We start from the raw sequence: 16,974 nt of genomic DNA, 5'->3' as shown, positions 1-16,974 counted from the left end.
CGGTAGCTGTCGACGTTGGTCACCATTGAGCGCCCTTCCACGGCCCGAGGACGGCCCGGGAGGGCACTCGTGCATGAGCCGGGGTTTGACCTGGCCTCGGATGCGTCCGCACGGAGCTCCCGGCGCTGGTGGTCACTTCGGCCGAGCAGGCGGCAGCGAGCACGTAGCCCACCTGGCGCTCTTCCAGCGCGGACCGCAGCTTGGGGTTGCCGCCGTAGACCTCGTCACCCGCGACCCGGCTCACGCGGTGCCCGGTGTCAAGGAACCGGCCGATCATGCGGGCGGCCAGCTCCGATTTGGTAGCGAAGGCGGTGTCCTCGGCCAGGCCCGCGGCCCGGCAGCGGTCCGGGTCGCACGTCCACGAGCGCGGAATGTACAGCTCCCGGTCCACCGCCGCGTGCCCGCGGCGGCCCGCCTAGACGAGGTAGACGGCGACCTGCGCGTATTTCGATCCTCCCGGCGGTGCCGGTGTACTGGCGCTGGACACCGACGGTGTGCGTGCCCTTCTTCACGTCCCCGGTCTCGTCGACCATCAGCACCGCATCCTCGTCGCCCAGATGCTCCGGCACATACTCACGCACGTCATCACGCACGCGGTCGGCATCCCACCCGGCCCGGGCGAGCAGGTGCCGCATGCCGTCCGGACTCGCCTCCCCGGCCAACTCGGCGATCGACCAGCAGTTCTTGCGCGGCAGGTCCGACAGCAGCCCCAGCACCAAGTCTCTCACCCGGCGCCGGGGCTCCGCCCGCGCGAACCGGCCCGCTATCCGGCCCATCAGGACCTCGAACACCTCCTGCCAGCGGGCAGGGCCTACGCTGTGACCCGCGGCCACCGCACGATCGTTCGTCTTCACACACCGATGATCAACGGGTGGCCGCAGCCTTCCCGCAGCCGGTCCACCAGCAAGACCACGGTCTACCGCTGCAGTACCAAGTCGCGCTGATACCAGGGGCCTGACTTACCACCGGGGTCGGCCGGGCCGGCCGGGTCAACCAGGACAAACCCAGCCTTGATCAGCACCCTCTGGGACGCGACGTTCTCGCGGGAGGTGCCCGCCCGCAGGGTGCGCAGCCCGTGCCGCGCCACCGCCAGCCGACACAGCTCCCGGACGGCCTCGGTCGCCACGCCGCGTCCGGCGACGTGCTGCGCGACCCGGTAACCGAGCTCAGCAGTGCCGTTCTCGAGGTCGTACAGGTTGAACCGGCCCAGAACCGAGCCGTCCTCGGCAACGAGCAGGTAGAAGGCGCAGATGCCGGCCTCCTGCTCGGCCAGCAGGGCGCCGTACCGGTCGGTGAACTTGTCGAAGAAGTCGTCGCCGCGGTCGGGGACCGAGGCAGCGAAGTAGGCGCGGTTCTCCAGCTCGAAGGCCAGGACCGCCGGGGCATGGCCAGCATGCAGCCGCTTCAGCTTGGGCACCGCCCGACCCTAACCGGATGGTGGGCTCAGATCATCTGAGTTCCCGCCAGCGGCAGACAACCCCAAGACCAGGGCGCATAACGATCCACGGCTGGAGTATTAGTGCCCGATCTTGGGCCATGATCTTCGAGGCTCGTCCCAAAGTGGCTGCCTGAAGCCGTGGAGTCGACTGTCCAGCCACAGAGGGTTTCTCCCACCTCGTGCCCGTAGCCGCCGGATGCGGGTAGCCGGGGCGCAGACAGGAGGCAGGCCGCGCTGCTGAGGCGGCGCGTGTCCGCGTCGTGCGCGGGCCTTGATGGAGTAGGGGAAGTCTTACCGCGCCCATGAGCGTGTGGCCGCTTGCTCCTGGCCTGTCGGCTCGCTGTTCGACTCGGCTACCGTCCCGTCCATGCCTTCTGCGCTGGACACGCCCCAGGGCGCGGCCGAACTCGCTGAGTCCCTGCTTCCTCCGCTCGGGGACCTCTGGCTGCGTACTCAGGCCGTGGCCGCTCGGGCGCGGGAGGCTGCCGCGGCTGTCCCCGAGGCGGACCGGGATCTCCTCGTCGCCGCCGCCTGGCTGCACGACATCGGCTACGCGTCCGAGCTGCGCGACACCGGGTTCCATCCCCTTGACGGTGCTCGTCACCTCGAATCGCTGGGTGCCCCGGCGCGCCTGGTGCGGCTGGTCGCCCACCACTCCGGGGCCGTGTACGAGGCGGAACAGCGTGGGCTGTCGGCGGAGCTGGCCGTCTACGAGCGGGAGGACTCCCCGGCCCTGGACGCCCTGACCTTCGCCGACATGACGACCGGCCCCGCCGGGCAGTCCTTCGACTTCGACACCCGCATCGACGAGATCCTCGTCCGCTACGAGCCGGGCAGTGAAGTGCACACCGCGATCAGCAAGGCGCGGCCGTACCTGGGTGCTGCCGTGGAACGCACTCGGCGGCGCATCGCGGCGTTCACCTCGCTGCCGCCCAGCCAACGGGCGATCATCGACGGAAGCGGCTGGTGGCCACCGACGCTCTTCACCGTGGAGCACCAGGACGTGGAACTGCTGGCCCGGTTGCTCGATGCCGGCGCGGACCCCGACGAAGGCAGTGGTGCGACACCACTGACGCACGCGATCGACACCGAAGGTGACGGGGCGTTGCAGAGCGGCGGTCCGCTCACTGCGGCAACGACCGCGGTGCTCCTCGCATATGGCGCAGACCCGGAACTGCCGGATGCGTCCGGCAGGACGCCCCTTCAGGTAGCCGAGCACTATGACCACGCCCCGGCGATCCGGTTGCTGCGCCGGCACCTGTCAGGCGATCGGGTTCGAGGCCCTCAGTCGATGTAGGGCTCCGCTCGGCTGGCCGGGCCGAGCCCGATCCGCAGGCGCATCGGCGGATGGACGTTCGGCCCGTTCCGCTTGCTCGGGTCGGCGAAGGTCACGTCCTCGCTCTCACTGCTCGTCCGCAGTCGGCAGCCGACGATGCGGGTGCGGAAGCAGAGGGAGAACAACCGCCCCCGGCGGCCGTGTTCCGCTGCTACCAGTGGCCAGCGCGCCGCTCCTCCGTCGGACAGCAGACAGGAGGGAGGTCGTGCGCCTCGACCGAGGCGGGGCGGGGGCGGACGGGTGTGACACAGACATACCGCACGAAGGTGTGAATTCGCGTGACTCCCGCCCCCGTCGGGCCGATGGACAGGGCGGCGCAAGGGACGCACGGGACGGCAAACCACACGAGACGGCAAGGTGAGGAACGCACATGAGGACCACCAGGAGGGTCGTGGTCGCGGGGCTCCTCGTCGTGGCGGGCGTGTTGCCCGCCGCAGGGGCCGCCCACGCGGACGAGACGCACACCCACGCGCACAACGGTCCCCGCTTCGCCCTGGTCGACGTCGGCCAGATCGACGACCCCATGGAGGACGTGCTGGAACACGTCGCCCTCCTGGGCCGGAACACGATCAGCGGCTGACCAGCTCCGCGTACGCCCTTCGCAGCCCGTCGACCGCCTCGCGGCCGGCGGGCTGCAACGGCTCGCGCACCGGCCCCGCGTCCAGCAGCGCCTTCACGGTCACCGTCCCCGGCAGCCCGGACGCCATCATCAGCTCGGCCAGCGGCAGCAGGCGCCGGTTCAGCCGGGCCGCCTCCGCCGTGTCGCCCGCGTCGAAGGCGTCCAGCACGGCCCGTACCGCGCCGGGCGCCACGTTCGCCACCGTGCTGACGAAGCCCGCGCCGCCCACCGCGTACAGCGGCAGGTTCAGCTCCTCGCAGCCCGAGTAGACGGCCAGCGCCGTACGGGAGAGCACCTTCGTCGTGCCCAGCAGGTCGTAGGCGCAGTCCTTCACGGCCACGATCCGCGGGTGCTCCGCGAGCCGCACCATCGTGTCCGGCTCGATCCGGGTGCCGGTCCGGCCCGGGATGTCGTACAGCGCCACGGGCAGGCCCGTCGCGTCGGCGACCCGGCGGAAGTGCGCCTCGACGGCGGCCTGCGGCGGGCGGCTGTAGTACGGCGGGACGACCAGCAGGCCGTCGGCGCCCGCGGCCTCCGCCTGGCGGGCCAGCTCGACCGTGTGCGCCGTGTCCGCCGTGCCGACGCCCGCGACGAGCGGCACCGAGGGGCCGACCGCTTCCCTGACGACGCTGATCAGCTCCCTCTTCTCGGCGTCGGAGGTGGTCGGGGACTCGCCGGACGTGCCGTTCAGGACGAGCCCGTCGCAGCCGCCGGAGACCAGGTCCGCCGCCAGCTTCGCGGCCCGGTCCGCATCCAGGGCGGCGCCGGACGGGGTGAAGGGCGTGACCATGGCGCACAGGGCGCGGCCGAAGGGAGGGGGCGTGGTGCCGTCGTACGTCATGCCCGCAGTCTCCGGGGCAGAATGTCGTAGGTCCACTTAGTTCTTCTCCGGACCATTGTGAAGACGCGCTTAAGCGTGGCATGGCGGCGGTGCTCACGGGTACCCGGAGCGTTCCCGTACGCGCACAGAAGGGAGCGACCGCCGTGGCCATCAGAACCGCGGAACCGTCGGTCGGCGAGCTGGTCAAGCGGGCCTCGGAGCAGCTCACCGACCTGGTGAAGGCCGAGCTGCGCACCGCCCAGGCGGAACTGGCGCAGAAGGGCAAGCGCGCCGGAGTCGGCGGCGGGCTCATCGGAGGCGCCACCGCCGTCGCCTACGTCGGGCTCATGGCCCTGGCCGGGACCTGCGTGGCGCTCCTCGCCCTGGTCCTGGAGGTGTGGGCCGCCGCCCTGATCGTGACCGGCGTGCTGTTCCTCATCGCCGCCGTCCTGGCCCTCGCCGGACGCGCGCAGATGCGCCGTGCCGTGCCGCCGCTGCCCGAGCGGGCCATCGACGGCGTGCGCTCGGACTTCGACGAGATCAAGGAGAGGGTCCATCGATGAGCGGACCGGACGAACTGCGCCTCGAAGCGGCGCACAAACGGCAGGAGCTGGTCGAGACGATCGACCAGCTCGTGGCGAAGACGGACCTGCGGGCGCGCGCCGCCCGCATGGACCGCCGCCCGCTGGTGGCGGCGGCCGCGGCCGCCGCGGCGTTGGCCGTGCTGGCCGTGGTGCTGACGAGCCGGACCCGGCGCGGAGGGGGGTCGCGGTGAGCGCGCGCAGGCCCCCGAAGCCCCGGTCGAAGTCCAAGCGGAAGCAGAAGATCCTCTACCGGCCCGTCGGACTGCTCCTCGGCATCGCGAGCGGTGCCGCCGCGAGCGCGCTGTTCACCCAGGCGTGGAAGGTCGTCGGCCGGGGCGACGACGCGCCCGACGCGCTGGACGAGGACCGCTCGTGGCGGGAGGTCCTGATCGCCGCCGCCCTCCAGGGCGCCATCTTCGCGGCGGTCCGGGCGGCCGTGGACCGGGGCGGCGCCGCCGGGGTGAGGCGGATCACCGGGACCTGGCCGGGAGGCTCTTGACCTCAAGTTCGCTTGAGCTTCCAGGATGGGAGGTGCCCGGTCCGGACCACGGGGTGCGGCCGGGCGCCCGTCCGAGGAGGCAGCACATGACCGTGTACGTCCAGCCCCACGCCCGGCCCGACCTCACCCGCCCGGGGGTCGGCCTCGTCAAGGCCAGCACCTGGCGCGTCGGCACCCCGGAGCGGCAGCGGGCGGCCGTCGACGCCATCGCCCGCACCTGGGAGAAGCGGGAGTGGCCCAACGAGGGGCTGCTCTCGTACACCGTCCACATCGGCGCGGACGGGGACACGCTGTTCCACTACTCGCAGTGGCGCGCCGAGGAGGACTACCAGGAGCTCGTGCGCACCGAGCGCGCCGAGCGGAACGCGGAGATCGACGCCGCGGTGCCCGGCATCGAGCGGGTCGCCCTCCACTCGTACGAGCTGTACCGCAGCGGCACGCCCGCGGAGGGGGACGCCCGGGTGCCGGGGTGCGTGGTCACCGTGGAGGCGGAGTTCGACGGGCCGGACCCGGCGCGGCAGCGGGGCTGGGTGGACGCGGTGTTCGAGGCGCTCGGCGGCGCTCCGGCGCCGCATCCGGGCGGGATGTCCGCCCACTTCCACCTCGGCCTGGACGGCACCCGCGTCCTCAACTACGCCGAGTGGGAGAGCGCCGCCGCCCACGAGGAGGCCCTGGCCGCGACCGGCGACGGCGTCGGGGCGCCGACGCCGCAGTGGCGCAGGGTGCAGGCGTACCCGGGGCTGGTGCGCGGCACGGTGCGCCGCCACACGCCCGCGCTGAGCCTCGCCCCGGGCGTGTGACGGCGGCGCGCCGCTACGGGCGGAAGCGCAGGACCTGCGGGTCGTGGTCGCTGTTCTGGTCGGCGAACTCCGCGTTGATGTGGACGCTGTCGTACGCGAAGCGGCGGATGCCCGGGCTGATCAGGATCTGGTCCAGCACCTGGCTGTTGCCCTGGAAGACGTACGAGTAGCGCTCGCTGCGCGGCAGGCTCGTGACGGCCGCGCGCAGGGCGCCGCCGTCGGTGAGGGCCCGGGTCGTGGCGGAGAACTCGAAGTCGTTGATGTCGCCGAGGACCACGACGTCGGCGTTGCGCTGGACGGCGAGGACGTCCTTGACGAAGGCGTTGACGACCTTCGCCTGCTGGACGCGCTTCACTTCGGAGGAACGGTTCGGCGGCTGGCGGTGCGAGGTGATCGACTCGTCGCCGCCCTTCGAGCCGAAGTGGTTCGCGACGACGATGACCGTACGGCCGCGGAAGACGAACTCGCCGGCCAGCGGCTTGCGGCTGTTCTCCCAGGCGGCGTCCGCCGGCGCGATCCGGCCGGGGGAGACGGTCAGCGCCGCCTTGCCGCGCTCCTTGACGACCCCGGTCGCGGTCGTGGCGTCGCCGCCCGCGCGGTCGGTGAACGACACGCGCGCGGGGTTGAAGAGGAAGACCTGGCGGATGTTGCCGCCGGGCTCGCCGCCGTCCTTGTTGTTCTCCGGGTCGACGGAACGCCACGCGTAGGCCGGGCCGCCCGCGGCGGCGATCGCGTCCGTGAACCTCCTCAGCGTCTCGTCGGCGGCGACCGTGCCGTCGTTCGCGGCGCCGTTGTTGTCCTGGATCTCCTCCAGCGCGACGACGTCGGGCGAGGCCAGGTTCTCCACGACCGCCTTCGCCAGCGCGTCGAACTTCTCCTGCGGGTCGGTCGGGTCGAGGTTCTCCACGTTGTAGGTGGCGACGGCGAGTTCGCTCCGGTGCTGCGGGCGGGTCCTCTCGCGCTCGAGGCCGCGGTCCTCCACGGTGCCGAGGGTGCGCGCGGTGAGGGTGTAGCCGCCGTACTGGTCGAAGTCGAGCGGGCCCTCGGTGGTGCCGGTCAGCACGTCGCCGACGTTCGCCGTCGGGAAGGGCTGCTGGGCGAGCGGGACCAGCGACTGGACCTTGAGGCGGCCGGAGTTCTGGGACGCGTACGAGCCGTAGACCGTGCCGCCCCGCCGGCTGGGGTTCTCGCCGGGCTTGACGGTCACCCACAGTTCGGCGTGCTCGGTGCTGGGGCCCACGACGCGCGAGGAGCCGATGCGGACGTTGGCGCCCTCCAGCGACTCGTAGTAGTCCAGCGCGTAGGAGCCGGGCCTGAGGGGGAGGCCGTTGACGGAGCCGCCCTGCGCCGGGTCGCCCTCGGGCGCGTACGCGTCGGGGACGGACCCGGCGGTGACGGTCACCGGGGCGGGCACCGGGTTGCCGGAGGAGACGACGGTGACGGTCGGCTTCGAGATCTGGGTGAGCGACTGGTTGCCGGAGGCGAGGCCGCCGGGGACGTACTCGGTGACCGTGCCCGACACCGTGACGGCGTCACCGACGGAGACGGTCGGCTTCGAACTCGTGAAGACGAAGACGCCCTCGCTGGTCGCCGCGTCCCCGTCCGCCTCCGGGTCCTGGAACCAGAAGCCGCGGGAGCCGTACGTCCGCACGCCGGTGACGACGCCGGGCACGTCCGTGACGCGCTGGCCGACGAGCGGGGATATGCGCGTGGAGCCCTGGACGTCGTGGATGCGGACGGCGCCGGCCGTGTCCGCGGCCGAGGTGGGGGCGCCGGCGAGCAGTCCGGCGGCCAGGGCGGCGGCGACGACGGCCGAGACGGCAGCGGTCCTCGGCAGGGAGGAAGCCATGGATGGACTCCAAGGGGTGGTGGGAGGTGGGCGTGTGCGGAGTGGCTGAAAAGGAGGGGTGGCCGCTCTACGCGCGTCAATCTCTTGGGTGAGCAGGGCACTTGTCAAGGGGTCCCGGGTGGACGCCACCTGTCAGGTGCATGAACGCGGAACGCGTCCCCGCATGCGTCTACGCTGGGGGACGGTTCGGACCCGCACCGCCGCTCGTCCCGAGGAGATACCGCCGATGCCCTCAGACCGCCCGACCCTGCCGCCGGTACGGCTCCGCCCGGACGCCGAGCTGGCGCGGGCCGCGCTGGCCGCGCCCGTGCTGGCGCGTGCCGTCCGGCTCGCCCGCTGGGCGGGACCGGAGACCCGGGTCGGCGCGGGCGGCGAACTCGTCGACGCGCAACTGGGCGCGGCGGCCGAGGCGCTGGGCCTCGCGGGCGACGAGGACGGCGAGGCGTACGCGAGCGAGGCGTGGCGGGTCGCGGTCGACACGGGCCTCGTCGAGGTCCGCGACCCCGGGGACGGCGCCGACGGTACGGGCACCGTCACGGCCGGGGACGCCCTGCCGCTGGTGACCGGCGGCGGCCCGCAGGACGTGCTCGCCCTCTGGTTGGACGGCCTGGAGACCGTGTTCGCCGACGCCACCGCGCCCGTCGTGGACGACGCCGAGGTGCTGGAGGCCCTGGCCGGGGCGGAGGGCGGCGTCGACTTCGACGCGCTGGGCTGGGACCCGGAGGCGGAGGCGGAGTTCCTGGACGAGGTGCTCGCCAACCTCTACCTGCTGACCGTGGCCGAGGGCGGGCCCGGCGACGGGCCGGTGCCGCTGCCCGCGCTCGCCGCCTCCGTCATCGTCCCCGACGACATGGGCGAGCCGACGGACGACGTGCTGGAGCAGGTCTCCCAGGCGATGATGCGGCTCGACGACCAGTTCCGGGTCCTGGAGCCGATGGGGCTCGTCGAGTACCGGCCCGTCGACGAGGCCCTGATGACGGAGGAGGCCCCCGACGAGCCGTCGCCCGCCGACCTCGACGAGGACGACGTCGCCCGGTACGGCATGGTGCGGCTCACGCCGCTCGGCCTGTACGGCGTCCGCAGCCGGCTGCTGGAGGCCGGTGTGGCCGCCCCGGCGGTCGGGGACCTCGCGGAGCGGGGCGCGGACGAACTGCTCGGCGCGGTCGGCGGCTTCCCGCAGGCGGCGGCGCGGGCCGAGACGGAGCAGTGGCTCGCCGGGCGCGAACCGGTCGCGGCGGCCCGCGAGCTGCTCGCCGCGGCGAAGGGCGCCGACGCCGGGGCGCCGCTGCGCCGGCTCCACTGCCAGCAGGCGCTGGCCCTGGTGGGCGCCGGGGCGGAGCCCGCCGTGCGGGAGGTCCTCGACGACCCGGAGCTGGGCGGGCTCGCCCGGGTGTGGCTCGCCGAGCGGGGCGCGGCGGACGTGCCGCCGCCGCCCGAGACGATGATCTTCTGGCTGGCCGTCGACACGATCGCCGCCCAGCTCGACGCCGAAGGCGACCTGGACGAGCTCCAGGACCTCGTGGAGGGGCTGACGGGCCGCCACAGCGGGTTCTTCGACGAGGCGTGGCGGGTCGAACACCCCTCGACCCCGGAGGTACTGGAGGCGATGGGGCGCCTGCACCGCGACAAGCGGATCGCCAAGGAGGCCCGGAAGGCGGCGTTCAAGGCCCGGTCCCGCGCCGGCTCCTGACGGACCGCCGGCGGCCCCGCCCCCGTACGGCCGCTGCGGGGAACGCCTTCCGGTGGTTCCCGGCCACACGGACGTCCCGGCCGGGACGCGCGGGGTTCAGCCCGCGTTCAGCTGCGGGGGCCAGCGTGGGACGCCACCGTCCGGCCGATCAGGAGCCCAGATGCCGCTCAGCCGCAGAGAGTTCGCCGCCGCCACCGGCACCGCCCTCGCCCTCACCGGCACCGTCGGTGCCCTCGCCACCGCCCCCGGCGCCGTCGCCGCACCCCCGCAGCGGGGCGGCGGGCACGGGTACGGTCCGCTGCTCGACGACCCGGCCGGAGTGCTCGCCCTGCCCGCCGGGTTCGCGTACCGGATCCTCACCCGCAGCGGCGTCACCCGTCTGGAGAGCGGCGAGTTCACGCCCGAGCGGCACGACGGCACGGCCGCCTTCCCCGGGCCGCGCGGGGTCACCCTGCTGGTCAACAACCACGAGCTGAAGGGCCCGCGCGACGGCTGGGACCACCCGGTCCCGCTCGCCGAGGGCCTGGTCTACGACCCCGCCGCGGCCGGCGGCTGCACGGTCGTCGAGGTGCGCCGCGACGGCTCCACCGCCGAGTGGGTCGGCATCGCGGGCACCTCCACCAACTGCGCCGGCGGCGCCACCCCCTGGGACACCTGGCTCACCTGCGAGGAGAACTCCGACCGCGCGGGCGAGAACGGCATGACCAAGGACCACGGCTACGTCTTCGAGGTCGACCCCCACGACCGCCGCGCCAACCGCGACCCGAAGCCCGTCAAGGCGTTCGGCCGGTTCGACCACGAGGCGGTGGTCATCGACCCGCGGCGCGGGCACGCCTACCTGACCGAGGACGACTCCTCGCCCAACGGGCTGTTCTACCGCTGGGTCCCGCCGGAGGGCTTCCGGCACGGCCGCGGCCGGCTGCGCACCCTCGCCGACGACGCCGGCGTCCTCCAGGCGCCGCGCTGCTTCGACGCGGGCGGCCGGTTCGTCGACGACCTGTCCCGAGCCACCCGCACCGGCACCGTGTACGGCGTCGACTGGGTGGACGTGCCCGACCGGGACGCCCGCACGGTCGCCGTGCGCGAGCAGTTCGGGGCCGGCGGCGTCACCCGCGGCCGGAAGCTGGAGGGCATGTGGTGGGCGGACGGCGGCGCGTACATCGTCTCCTCGTACGCCCGCGGGGAGAGCCCCGGCGCCCCGCACGACGGGCAGGTCTGGTTCTACGACCCGAAGCGCCGCACCCTCACCCTGAAGGTGCTCCTCGGCGTCAACACCGCCCCGGACGAGGACGGCGCCCTCGACGGGCCGGACAACATCACCGTCTCGCCGTACGGCGGGCTCGTCGTCGCGGAGGACGGCGAGGGCGTCCAGCACCTCTTCGGCGCGACGGACTCCGGGCGCACGTACCCGATCGCCCGCAACGACCTGAACGACTCCGAGTTCGCCGGCGTCGTCTTCTCGCCGGACGGGCGGACGCTGTACGCCAGCATCCAGAACCCCGGCCTGCTGCTCGCCGTCACCGGGCCCTGGCACCGCGCCCCGAGGCGCTGACGCGCGGGGCCCCGCCCGGCACTCCGGGCGGGGCCCCGGCCGGTCAGAGGGCCTCGGCCGCGGGGCGCACCATGTTGCGCACCGTGCGGGCCTTCACGAACGTGCCCAGCGCGGTCATCTCCCACTCGCCGGAGAACTGCCGGATCAGCTTGCACATCAGGACGCCCGTCTGCGGCTCGGCGGTCGTCAGGTCGAAGCGGACCAGCTCCTCGCCGGTCGCCGCGTCGAGCAGTCTGCAGTACGCCTTCGCGACCTCGGTGAACTTCTGGCCGGAGAACGAGTTCACCGTGAAGACCAGGCCCGTCGCCTCGGCGGGCAGCCGGCCCAGGTCGACCGTGATGACCTCGTCGTCGCCCGCGCCCTCGCCCGTCAGGTTGTCGCCGGAGTGGCGGACCGCGCCGCCCAGGATGGTCAGCTTGCCGAAGTAGCAGCTGTCCAGGTGGTCGCGCCGCGGGCCGTACGCGATGACGGAGGCGTCCAGGTCGATGTCCTTGCCGCGGTAGGCGGGCTCCCAGCCGAGGCCCATCTTGACCTGGGACAGCAGCGGACGGCCGCCCTTGACCAGGGACACCGTCTGGTTCTTCTGGAGGTTCACCCGGCCCTTGTCCAGGTTGATCTTCCCGGTCGCCGGGGGAGCGGTCGTCGGCACCGGGGGAGCGGCGGCCGGGGCGGGCGCGGAGCCGGCCCGGGACCGCGCGGCCGGGGCGGGAGCGGCCGGGGCGGGTGCGGCGGCCGGAGCCGCCGGGGCGGGCGCGGCGGGGGCCTCCTCGACGGTCACGCCGAAGTCGGTCGCGATGCCCGCCAGCCCGTTCGCGTACCCCTGGCCCACCGCGCGGGCCTTCCACGCGCCGCCCCGCCGGTACACCTCGACGACGACCAGCGCCGTCTCCGCGCCGAGCCGGGGCGGGGTGAACGTCGCGAGGACGGCGCCGGACGCGGCGTCGCGGATCGTCGCGGTCGGCTCGACGCCCTGGAACGTCCGGCCCGCGGCGTCCGGACTCGCCGTGACGACGATCCGCTCGACGTCCGCGGGCACCGCGGCCGTGTCGATCGTGATCGCGTCGGGCGCCGTGCCGCCGCCGGACCGGTAGGTGACGCCGGGACCCGACGGCTGGTTGTAGAAGACGAAGTCGTCGTCGGAGCGGACCTTGCCGTGGGCGGTCAGCAGCAGGCCCGATACGTCGAGCCGCACCGGGGCGGCGACGTCCACCGCCACGCGCGCGGCGGACAGGGGGATGTTCGAGCCGGGGGTCATAGCTGTCATGACTGCCGTAACGACCGAGTCCGCTTCGCCGTTCCCCCGCCCGCCGCCGTTCCGGTCACGGGGCGGCGGCGGGCGGCACGGCCGTGCGGGCGCATATCCTCTCGCTCCGTGACAGCAGGGACCGTTTTTCGCACGGGGAAGGTGGAGGAGGCGCGCCGGGAGATCGGTGAGCGCTTCTACGCCACCTCCATGGACCTCATCGAGGAGCGCGGGCGCCGTTTCGCCGCCCGCTTCGAGACGGTCCGCCTGGGGCCGCTCGTCGTGGGGGACATGCGGTGCGGCGCCGACGTGCGGTTGCGCTTCGGGGAACTGGGCGCCTACCACGTGAACGTGCCGCTGAGCGGGCGGCTGGAGCTGCGGCAGGGGGCGGGGGACGCCCTCACCGGGACGCCCGAGCGCGGCACGGTGCTGAACCCGGCCGGGCGGGTCGTGGTCGACCGGTGGGCGGGGGACTGCCGGGTGGTCGCCGTCAAGGTGGAGACGGCCGCGCTGCGGCGCAGGCTGGAGGAGCTGCTGGGCCGCACCCCGCCGCGCGCGCTCGTCCTGGCGCCGACGCTGGACCTGGTGCGCGGGGCGGGCCGGGACTGGGCGGCGCTGGTGCGGCGCCTCGCGCGCGAGGCGGCCGACCCCACCGGGCTCGCCCAGCACCCGCTGGTCGCCGAGCCGCTGAAGGACGCGCTGCTCACGGGGTTGCTGCTGGCCGCCTCGCACCCCTACCGCGCGGAGGTGGCCGAGCCGGCCCGCGCCCTGCGCCCGGCACCGGTCAAGCGGGTCATGGACGCGGTGCGGGAGCGGCCCGAGCACCCGTTCACCGTGACGGAGCTGGCCGCCCTCGCGCGCGTGAGCACCCGGCGGCTCCAGGAGTCGTTCCGCGCCCACGTGGGGACGACGCCGATGGGGTACGTCCGCGACGTGCGGCTGGCGCGGGTCCGCGACGAGCTGCGGGACGCCGAGCCGGGCGCCGGGCTGACGGTCGGCGAGGTGGCCTGGCGCTGGGGCTTCACCCACCTGGGGCGGTTCGCGGCGCGCTACCGGGAGCGGTTCGGCGAGGCGCCGTCGCAGACCCTGCACGCGCCGCCGCCGAGGCGGGTGTGACCCGTGCGTCCGCGTGCCGCGGTGCGCCGCGTTCGGCGGACAGGTCGCCGCGTTCGGCGGATCGCCGACCGTTTCGGTGGCCCTTAGGGTCGCTTGGTGACGCCGACGCACCCGTCCCCCGTGGGTGCGCGCGTCCCCGCGCGGGCCCGTCCCGGGTCGCCCCCCGTGAGACCGGGCCGGGCCCGCGCGCCCCGCGCCGGCGCCTTCGGCCCGGTGCCGCGTGCGCGGACGCCGCCCTCCCGGCGCGGCCCCGTCAGTGCGGCCACTGCGGCGGGTGGGTGCAGAAGTGCCCGCCCAGGTGGGCGTGGTCCGGGTTCGCGTCGTCCAGTTCGCCCTGCTCCGCGACGAGCTTCTGCGCGTACGGCTCCGAGTCGTCCTGCGGCTCGTAGCCCAGCGCGCGGGCCGACGACAGGTCCCACCACAGCCGGGTGTTGGCGGAGGAGCCGTAGACCACCGTGTGGCCGACCCCCTCGGCGGTGAGCGCCGCGTGGAAGAGGCGGGCGGCGTCGTCGGGGCTGAGCCACACCGACAGCATCCGCACGGAGGTGGGCTCGGGGAAGCAGGAGCCGATCCGCACGGAGACGGTCTCCAGGCCGTGCAGGTCCCAGTACAGCTGGGCCAGGTCCTCGCCGAAGCACTTCGACAGGCCGTAGAACGTGTCGGGGCGGCGCGGGGTGTGGACCGGGATGAGCGGGTCGCCGGTGCGGGGCCGGGGGGTGAAGCCGACGGCGTGGTTGCTGGAGGCGAAGACGATCCGGCGGACGCCCTCCTCGCGCGCGGCCTCGTACAGGTTGTACGTGCCCTCGATGTTGGCGCGCAGGATCTTGTCGAAGGGGGCTTCCAGGGAGATGCCCGCCAGGTGGATGATCGCGTCGACGCCCCGGACGGCCTCCCGCAGGGCGTCCTTGTCGGCGAGGTCGGCGGTGATCGCGTCGGGGGCGCCCTCGACGGGGGCCACGTCGAGCAGGCGCAGCTCGTATCCGTAGTCGGGCAGCAGACCGCGCATCAGGGTGCCGAGGCCGCCGGCGGCGCCGGTCAGCAGGATGGTGCGGGCAGCGGGCATCAGCGGTGCTCCTTGCGGATACGTAGACGTCATTCACATGCGTGGACACGCTATTGAGGGTGCTCTGTACCGTCAAGTACTGCCGCCGTCTGCGGTTTTCCTCCTTGACCGGCCCCTTTGGGCTGCCCTAGCGTGGTCGGAGTTCATAGATATGGACGACGATCAGAAGTGTGTACCACTGAATCATTCGACGGCTTCGCCCAGGGAGCTCCCGTGACCCCACCTCCGCTCGCCGACCGCCTCGACGGCCTGCTGTTCTTCCCCGTCACCGCCTACGGGCCGGACGGCGCACTCGACCTCGATGCCTTCCGCGCGCACGTGCGCGCCGGCGTGGAGCACGGGGCCGCCGCCGTCTTCGCGTGCTGCGGCACGGGCGAGTTCCACGCCCTCACCCCCGACGAGTACCGCGCGTGCGTCGCCGCCGCCGTGGAGGAGGTCGCCGGGCGCGTGCCCGTCGTCGCCGGCACCGGGTACGGCACCGCGCTCGCCGTCCGGTACGCCCGGCTGGCCGAGGAGGCCGGCGCCGACGGGCTGCTCGCCCTGCCGCCCTACCTCGTCGTCGCCGACCAGGCCGGACTCCTGCGCCACTACGCGGCGCTGGCCGCCGCCACCTCCCTCGACCTCGTCGTCTACCAGCGCGACAACGCCGTCTTCACCCCCGAGACGGCCGCCGACCTCGCCCGGCTCGACCGGGTCATCGGCTTCAAGGACGGCCTGGGCGACCTGGACCTGATGCAGCGCATCGTCAGCGCCGTCCGCGCCGAGGGCCTGGACCTGCTGTACTTCAACGGCCTGCCCACCGCCGAACTCACCGGCTCCGCCTACCGCGGCATCGGCGTCACGCTCTACTCGTCGGCCGTCTTCTGCTTCGTGCCCGAGGTCGCCCTCGCCTTCCACCGCGCCATCGGCGCCGGCGACCAGGCGACCGTCGACCGGCTCGTCGACGGCTTCTACCGTCCCTTCGCCGACCTGCGCGCCAAGGGCCGCGGATACGCGGTCTCCCTGGTCAAGGCCGGTGTGCGGCTCCGGGGCCTGGACGTCGGAGAGGTCCGTCCGCCGCTCACCGAGCCCGCCCCCGCCCACGTCGAGGAGCTGGCCGAGCTCATCGACCGGGGCCTCGCCCTCGTCGGCGCGGAGACCGGCCGGTGAGAGCCTCCGCCTTCCTCTACCCCTGGGACGTCAACGGCGACCCCGGCGCCGCCGACCGCGTCGCCGCGCTCGGCGTCCAGCAGGTCACCCTCGCCTCCGCGTACCACTCCACCCGCGCCCTGACGCCCCGCCACCCGCGCCACCGGTTCGTCACCGCCGAGCACGCCGCGGTGCTCTACCCGCCCGCCCCCGACCGCTGGGCCGGGCGCGCCCTGCGCCCGTACGAGGCCGGCGACTGGGCCCCGGGCGACGCGTACGGTGCGGCGGCCGGGGCGCTGGAGGCCGCCGGGCTGGAGGTGCACAGCTGGGTCGTCCTCGCCCACAACTCCCGCCTCGGCGCCGAGCACCCCGGCACGTCCGTCGTCAACGCCTACGGCGACCGCTACCCCTGGGCCCCCTGCATCGCCCGCCCCGAGGTGCGCGCCCTCCTCACCGACCTGGCCGCCGAGGCCGCCGTGCGCCCCGGCGCCCGCGGCACCGAACTGGAGTCGTGCGGCTGGTACGGCATGGCCCACCTGCACGCCCACGACAAGATCGGCGGCGTCGCCCTCGGGGACGCCGCGCAGTACCTGATGTCGCTCTGCTTCTGCGGCACCTGCCGCGACGGGTACGCCGAGGCGGGCGCCGACCCCGAGGTGGTCGCCGCGGCCGTGCGCCAGGCCCTGGAGCCCGTCTGGGACGGCCGGGCCGACGGGCGGGAGGCGGGCTGGTCCGGCGTCGAGAAGCTGCTGGGCACCCCCCTCGCCGCGGCCACCCTCGCCTGGCGCACCCGCGCCGCCCGCACCCTCCAGGAGGACGCCGTGGCGGCGGTCCGGGCGGTCGCGCCGCCGGGCTTCCGGGTCCTGCTGCACGCCGACCCCGCCCCGTACCGCACGGGCGCCAACCCGGGCGTGGACCCCGCACACATCCTGGGCGTCGCCGACGGGGTCGTCCTGCCCTGCACGGGCGGCGGAGCCGGGGCCGTGCTGCCGCCGTTCGCCCCGCACGCGCGCGCGGACACCACCTTGGCGGCCAACTTCACCGTCGTCACGGGCATGGGCGGCGCCCCCGGACGGCTCGCCGAGGACGCCGCGCACGCCGCCGCGCTCGGCGCCACCGAACTGCGCCTGTACCACGCGGGCCTGGCCTCTGGCCCCGACCTGGAGGAGGTCGCCGCCGCGCTGCGCGCCCTGTCCTGACGGGCCCTGCGGCCCGCCCGCCCCCCGCCCCGGATCCC

General features: G+C 74.3%; 17 protein-coding genes and 1 pseudogene. 11 read left to right on the top strand and 7 right to left on the bottom strand.

Annotated features, from left to right (window positions below):
- Positions 1 to 118: 118 nt before the first annotated feature.
- Together AC07D6_RS21910 and AC07D6_RS21905 are read right to left on the bottom strand one after the other, a co-directional pair.
- Positions 119 to 776: pseudogene (locus AC07D6_RS21910) on the bottom strand (IS701 family transposase); the annotation flags it as partial.
- A 140-nt stretch (positions 777 to 916) separates the two neighbouring features.
- Positions 917 to 1,417, bottom strand: coding sequence for a GNAT family N-acetyltransferase (locus AC07D6_RS21905; RefSeq protein ID WP_479046752.1), 501 nt, complete (start codon positions 1,415 to 1,417; stop codon positions 917 to 919).
- Between the two features lie 388 nt (positions 1,418 to 1,805).
- Here AC07D6_RS21905 and AC07D6_RS21900 point away from each other — a divergent pair, with 388 nt between their 5' ends.
- The gene (locus AC07D6_RS21900; RefSeq protein WP_479046749.1) at positions 1,806 to 2,735 is read left to right on the top strand and encodes an HDIG domain-containing metalloprotein; all 930 of its coding nucleotides are present in this window, start codon (positions 1,806 to 1,808) and stop codon (positions 2,733 to 2,735) included.
- Here the strand turns inward: AC07D6_RS21900 and AC07D6_RS21895 are convergent.
- Positions 2,723 to 2,899 (bottom strand): hypothetical protein, encoded by a 177-nt coding sequence (locus AC07D6_RS21895; protein WP_479046746.1) that lies wholly within the window; start codon positions 2,897 to 2,899, stop codon positions 2,723 to 2,725. The two genes, AC07D6_RS21900 and AC07D6_RS21895, sit on opposite strands and share 13 nt — an antisense overlap.
- A gap of 245 nt (positions 2,900 to 3,144) precedes the next feature.
- Between AC07D6_RS21895 and AC07D6_RS21890 the strand changes: the two genes are divergently transcribed.
- Positions 3,145 to 3,354, top strand: a complete 210-nt coding sequence (locus AC07D6_RS21890) for a hypothetical protein (protein ID WP_479046744.1) — start codon at positions 3,145 to 3,147, stop codon at positions 3,352 to 3,354.
- Here AC07D6_RS21890 and dapA read toward each other — a convergent pair.
- On the bottom strand, positions 3,344 to 4,234 hold the full coding sequence (gene dapA / locus AC07D6_RS21885) for a 4-hydroxy-tetrahydrodipicolinate synthase (protein WP_479046742.1): 891 nt from the start codon (positions 4,232 to 4,234) through the stop codon (positions 3,344 to 3,346). The genes AC07D6_RS21890 and dapA overlap by 11 nt on opposite strands.
- Before the next feature lie 143 nt (positions 4,235 to 4,377).
- Between dapA and AC07D6_RS21880 the strand changes: the two genes are divergently transcribed.
- The 4 genes from AC07D6_RS21880 (at position 4,378) to AC07D6_RS21865 (ending at position 6,096) form a co-directional block, all read left to right on the top strand.
- Positions 4,378 to 4,776, top strand: a complete 399-nt coding sequence (locus AC07D6_RS21880) for a phage holin family protein (protein ID WP_315876402.1) — start codon at positions 4,378 to 4,380, stop codon at positions 4,774 to 4,776.
- A complete protein-coding gene (locus AC07D6_RS21875) occupies positions 4,773 to 4,988 on the top strand; it encodes a hypothetical protein (RefSeq protein ID WP_479046739.1) in 216 nt (71 codons plus the stop codon). The genes AC07D6_RS21880 and AC07D6_RS21875 overlap by 4 nt, the downstream gene beginning before the upstream one ends.
- A complete protein-coding gene (locus tag AC07D6_RS21870; RefSeq protein ID WP_315876400.1) occupies positions 4,985 to 5,296 on the top strand; it encodes a DUF4235 domain-containing protein in 312 nt (103 codons plus the stop codon). The genes AC07D6_RS21875 and AC07D6_RS21870 overlap by 4 nt, the downstream gene beginning before the upstream one ends.
- Before the next feature lie 86 nt (positions 5,297 to 5,382).
- Entirely contained in the window at positions 5,383 to 6,096 is a 714-nt protein-coding gene (locus tag AC07D6_RS21865; RefSeq protein ID WP_479046737.1) for an antibiotic biosynthesis monooxygenase, read from the top strand.
- Between the two features lie 13 nt (positions 6,097 to 6,109).
- On the opposite strand, the gene AC07D6_RS21860 is transcribed toward AC07D6_RS21865, so the two are convergent.
- Positions 6,110 to 7,945 (bottom strand): endonuclease/exonuclease/phosphatase family protein, encoded by a 1,836-nt coding sequence (locus tag AC07D6_RS21860; RefSeq protein WP_479046735.1) that lies wholly within the window; start codon positions 7,943 to 7,945, stop codon positions 6,110 to 6,112.
- 226 nt (positions 7,946 to 8,171) lie between these two features.
- Here AC07D6_RS21860 and AC07D6_RS21855 point away from each other — a divergent pair, with 226 nt between their 5' ends.
- Positions 8,172 to 9,635, top strand: coding sequence for a hypothetical protein (locus AC07D6_RS21855; RefSeq protein WP_479046733.1), 1,464 nt, complete (start codon positions 8,172 to 8,174; stop codon positions 9,633 to 9,635).
- Between the two features lie 160 nt (positions 9,636 to 9,795).
- Complete coding sequence (locus tag AC07D6_RS21850; RefSeq protein WP_479046731.1) at positions 9,796 to 11,187, top strand: alkaline phosphatase PhoX; 1,392 nt, start codon at positions 9,796 to 9,798, stop codon at positions 11,185 to 11,187.
- 43 nt (positions 11,188 to 11,230) lie between these two features.
- On the opposite strand, the gene AC07D6_RS21845 is transcribed toward AC07D6_RS21850, so the two are convergent.
- Positions 11,231 to 12,442: a TerD family protein gene (locus AC07D6_RS21845; protein WP_479046945.1), complete on the bottom strand. Its 1,212-nt coding sequence runs from the start codon at positions 12,440 to 12,442 to the stop codon at positions 11,231 to 11,233.
- Positions 12,443 to 12,559: 117 nt separating this feature from the next.
- Between AC07D6_RS21845 and AC07D6_RS21840 the strand changes: the two genes are divergently transcribed.
- Positions 12,560 to 13,546 carry an AraC family transcriptional regulator gene (locus tag AC07D6_RS21840; RefSeq protein ID WP_315876395.1) on the top strand — a complete coding sequence of 329 codons (987 nt, stop codon included), beginning with the start codon at positions 12,560 to 12,562 and terminating at the stop codon, positions 13,544 to 13,546.
- A gap of 253 nt (positions 13,547 to 13,799) precedes the next feature.
- Here the strand turns inward: AC07D6_RS21840 and AC07D6_RS21835 are convergent, their stop codons facing one another.
- Entirely contained in the window at positions 13,800 to 14,609 is an 810-nt protein-coding gene (locus tag AC07D6_RS21835; RefSeq protein ID WP_479046729.1) for an NAD-dependent epimerase/dehydratase family protein, read from the bottom strand.
- Positions 14,610 to 14,822: 213 nt separating this feature from the next.
- Here AC07D6_RS21835 and AC07D6_RS21830 point away from each other — a divergent pair, with 213 nt between their 5' ends.
- The gene (locus AC07D6_RS21830) at positions 14,823 to 15,758 is read left to right on the top strand and encodes a 5-dehydro-4-deoxyglucarate dehydratase (RefSeq protein WP_315876393.1); all 936 of its coding nucleotides are present in this window, start codon (positions 14,823 to 14,825) and stop codon (positions 15,756 to 15,758) included.
- Positions 15,755 to 16,936, top strand: coding sequence for a hypothetical protein (locus tag AC07D6_RS21825; protein ID WP_479046725.1), 1,182 nt, complete (start codon positions 15,755 to 15,757; stop codon positions 16,934 to 16,936). Before AC07D6_RS21830 ends, AC07D6_RS21825 begins: the two co-directional genes overlap by 4 nt.
- Positions 16,937 to 16,974 lie beyond the last annotated feature (38 nt).

This window comes from Streptomyces sp. NPDC045287 (genome assembly GCF_056432325.1).
This window is presented reverse-complemented; position numbering and strand designations above follow the sequence as displayed.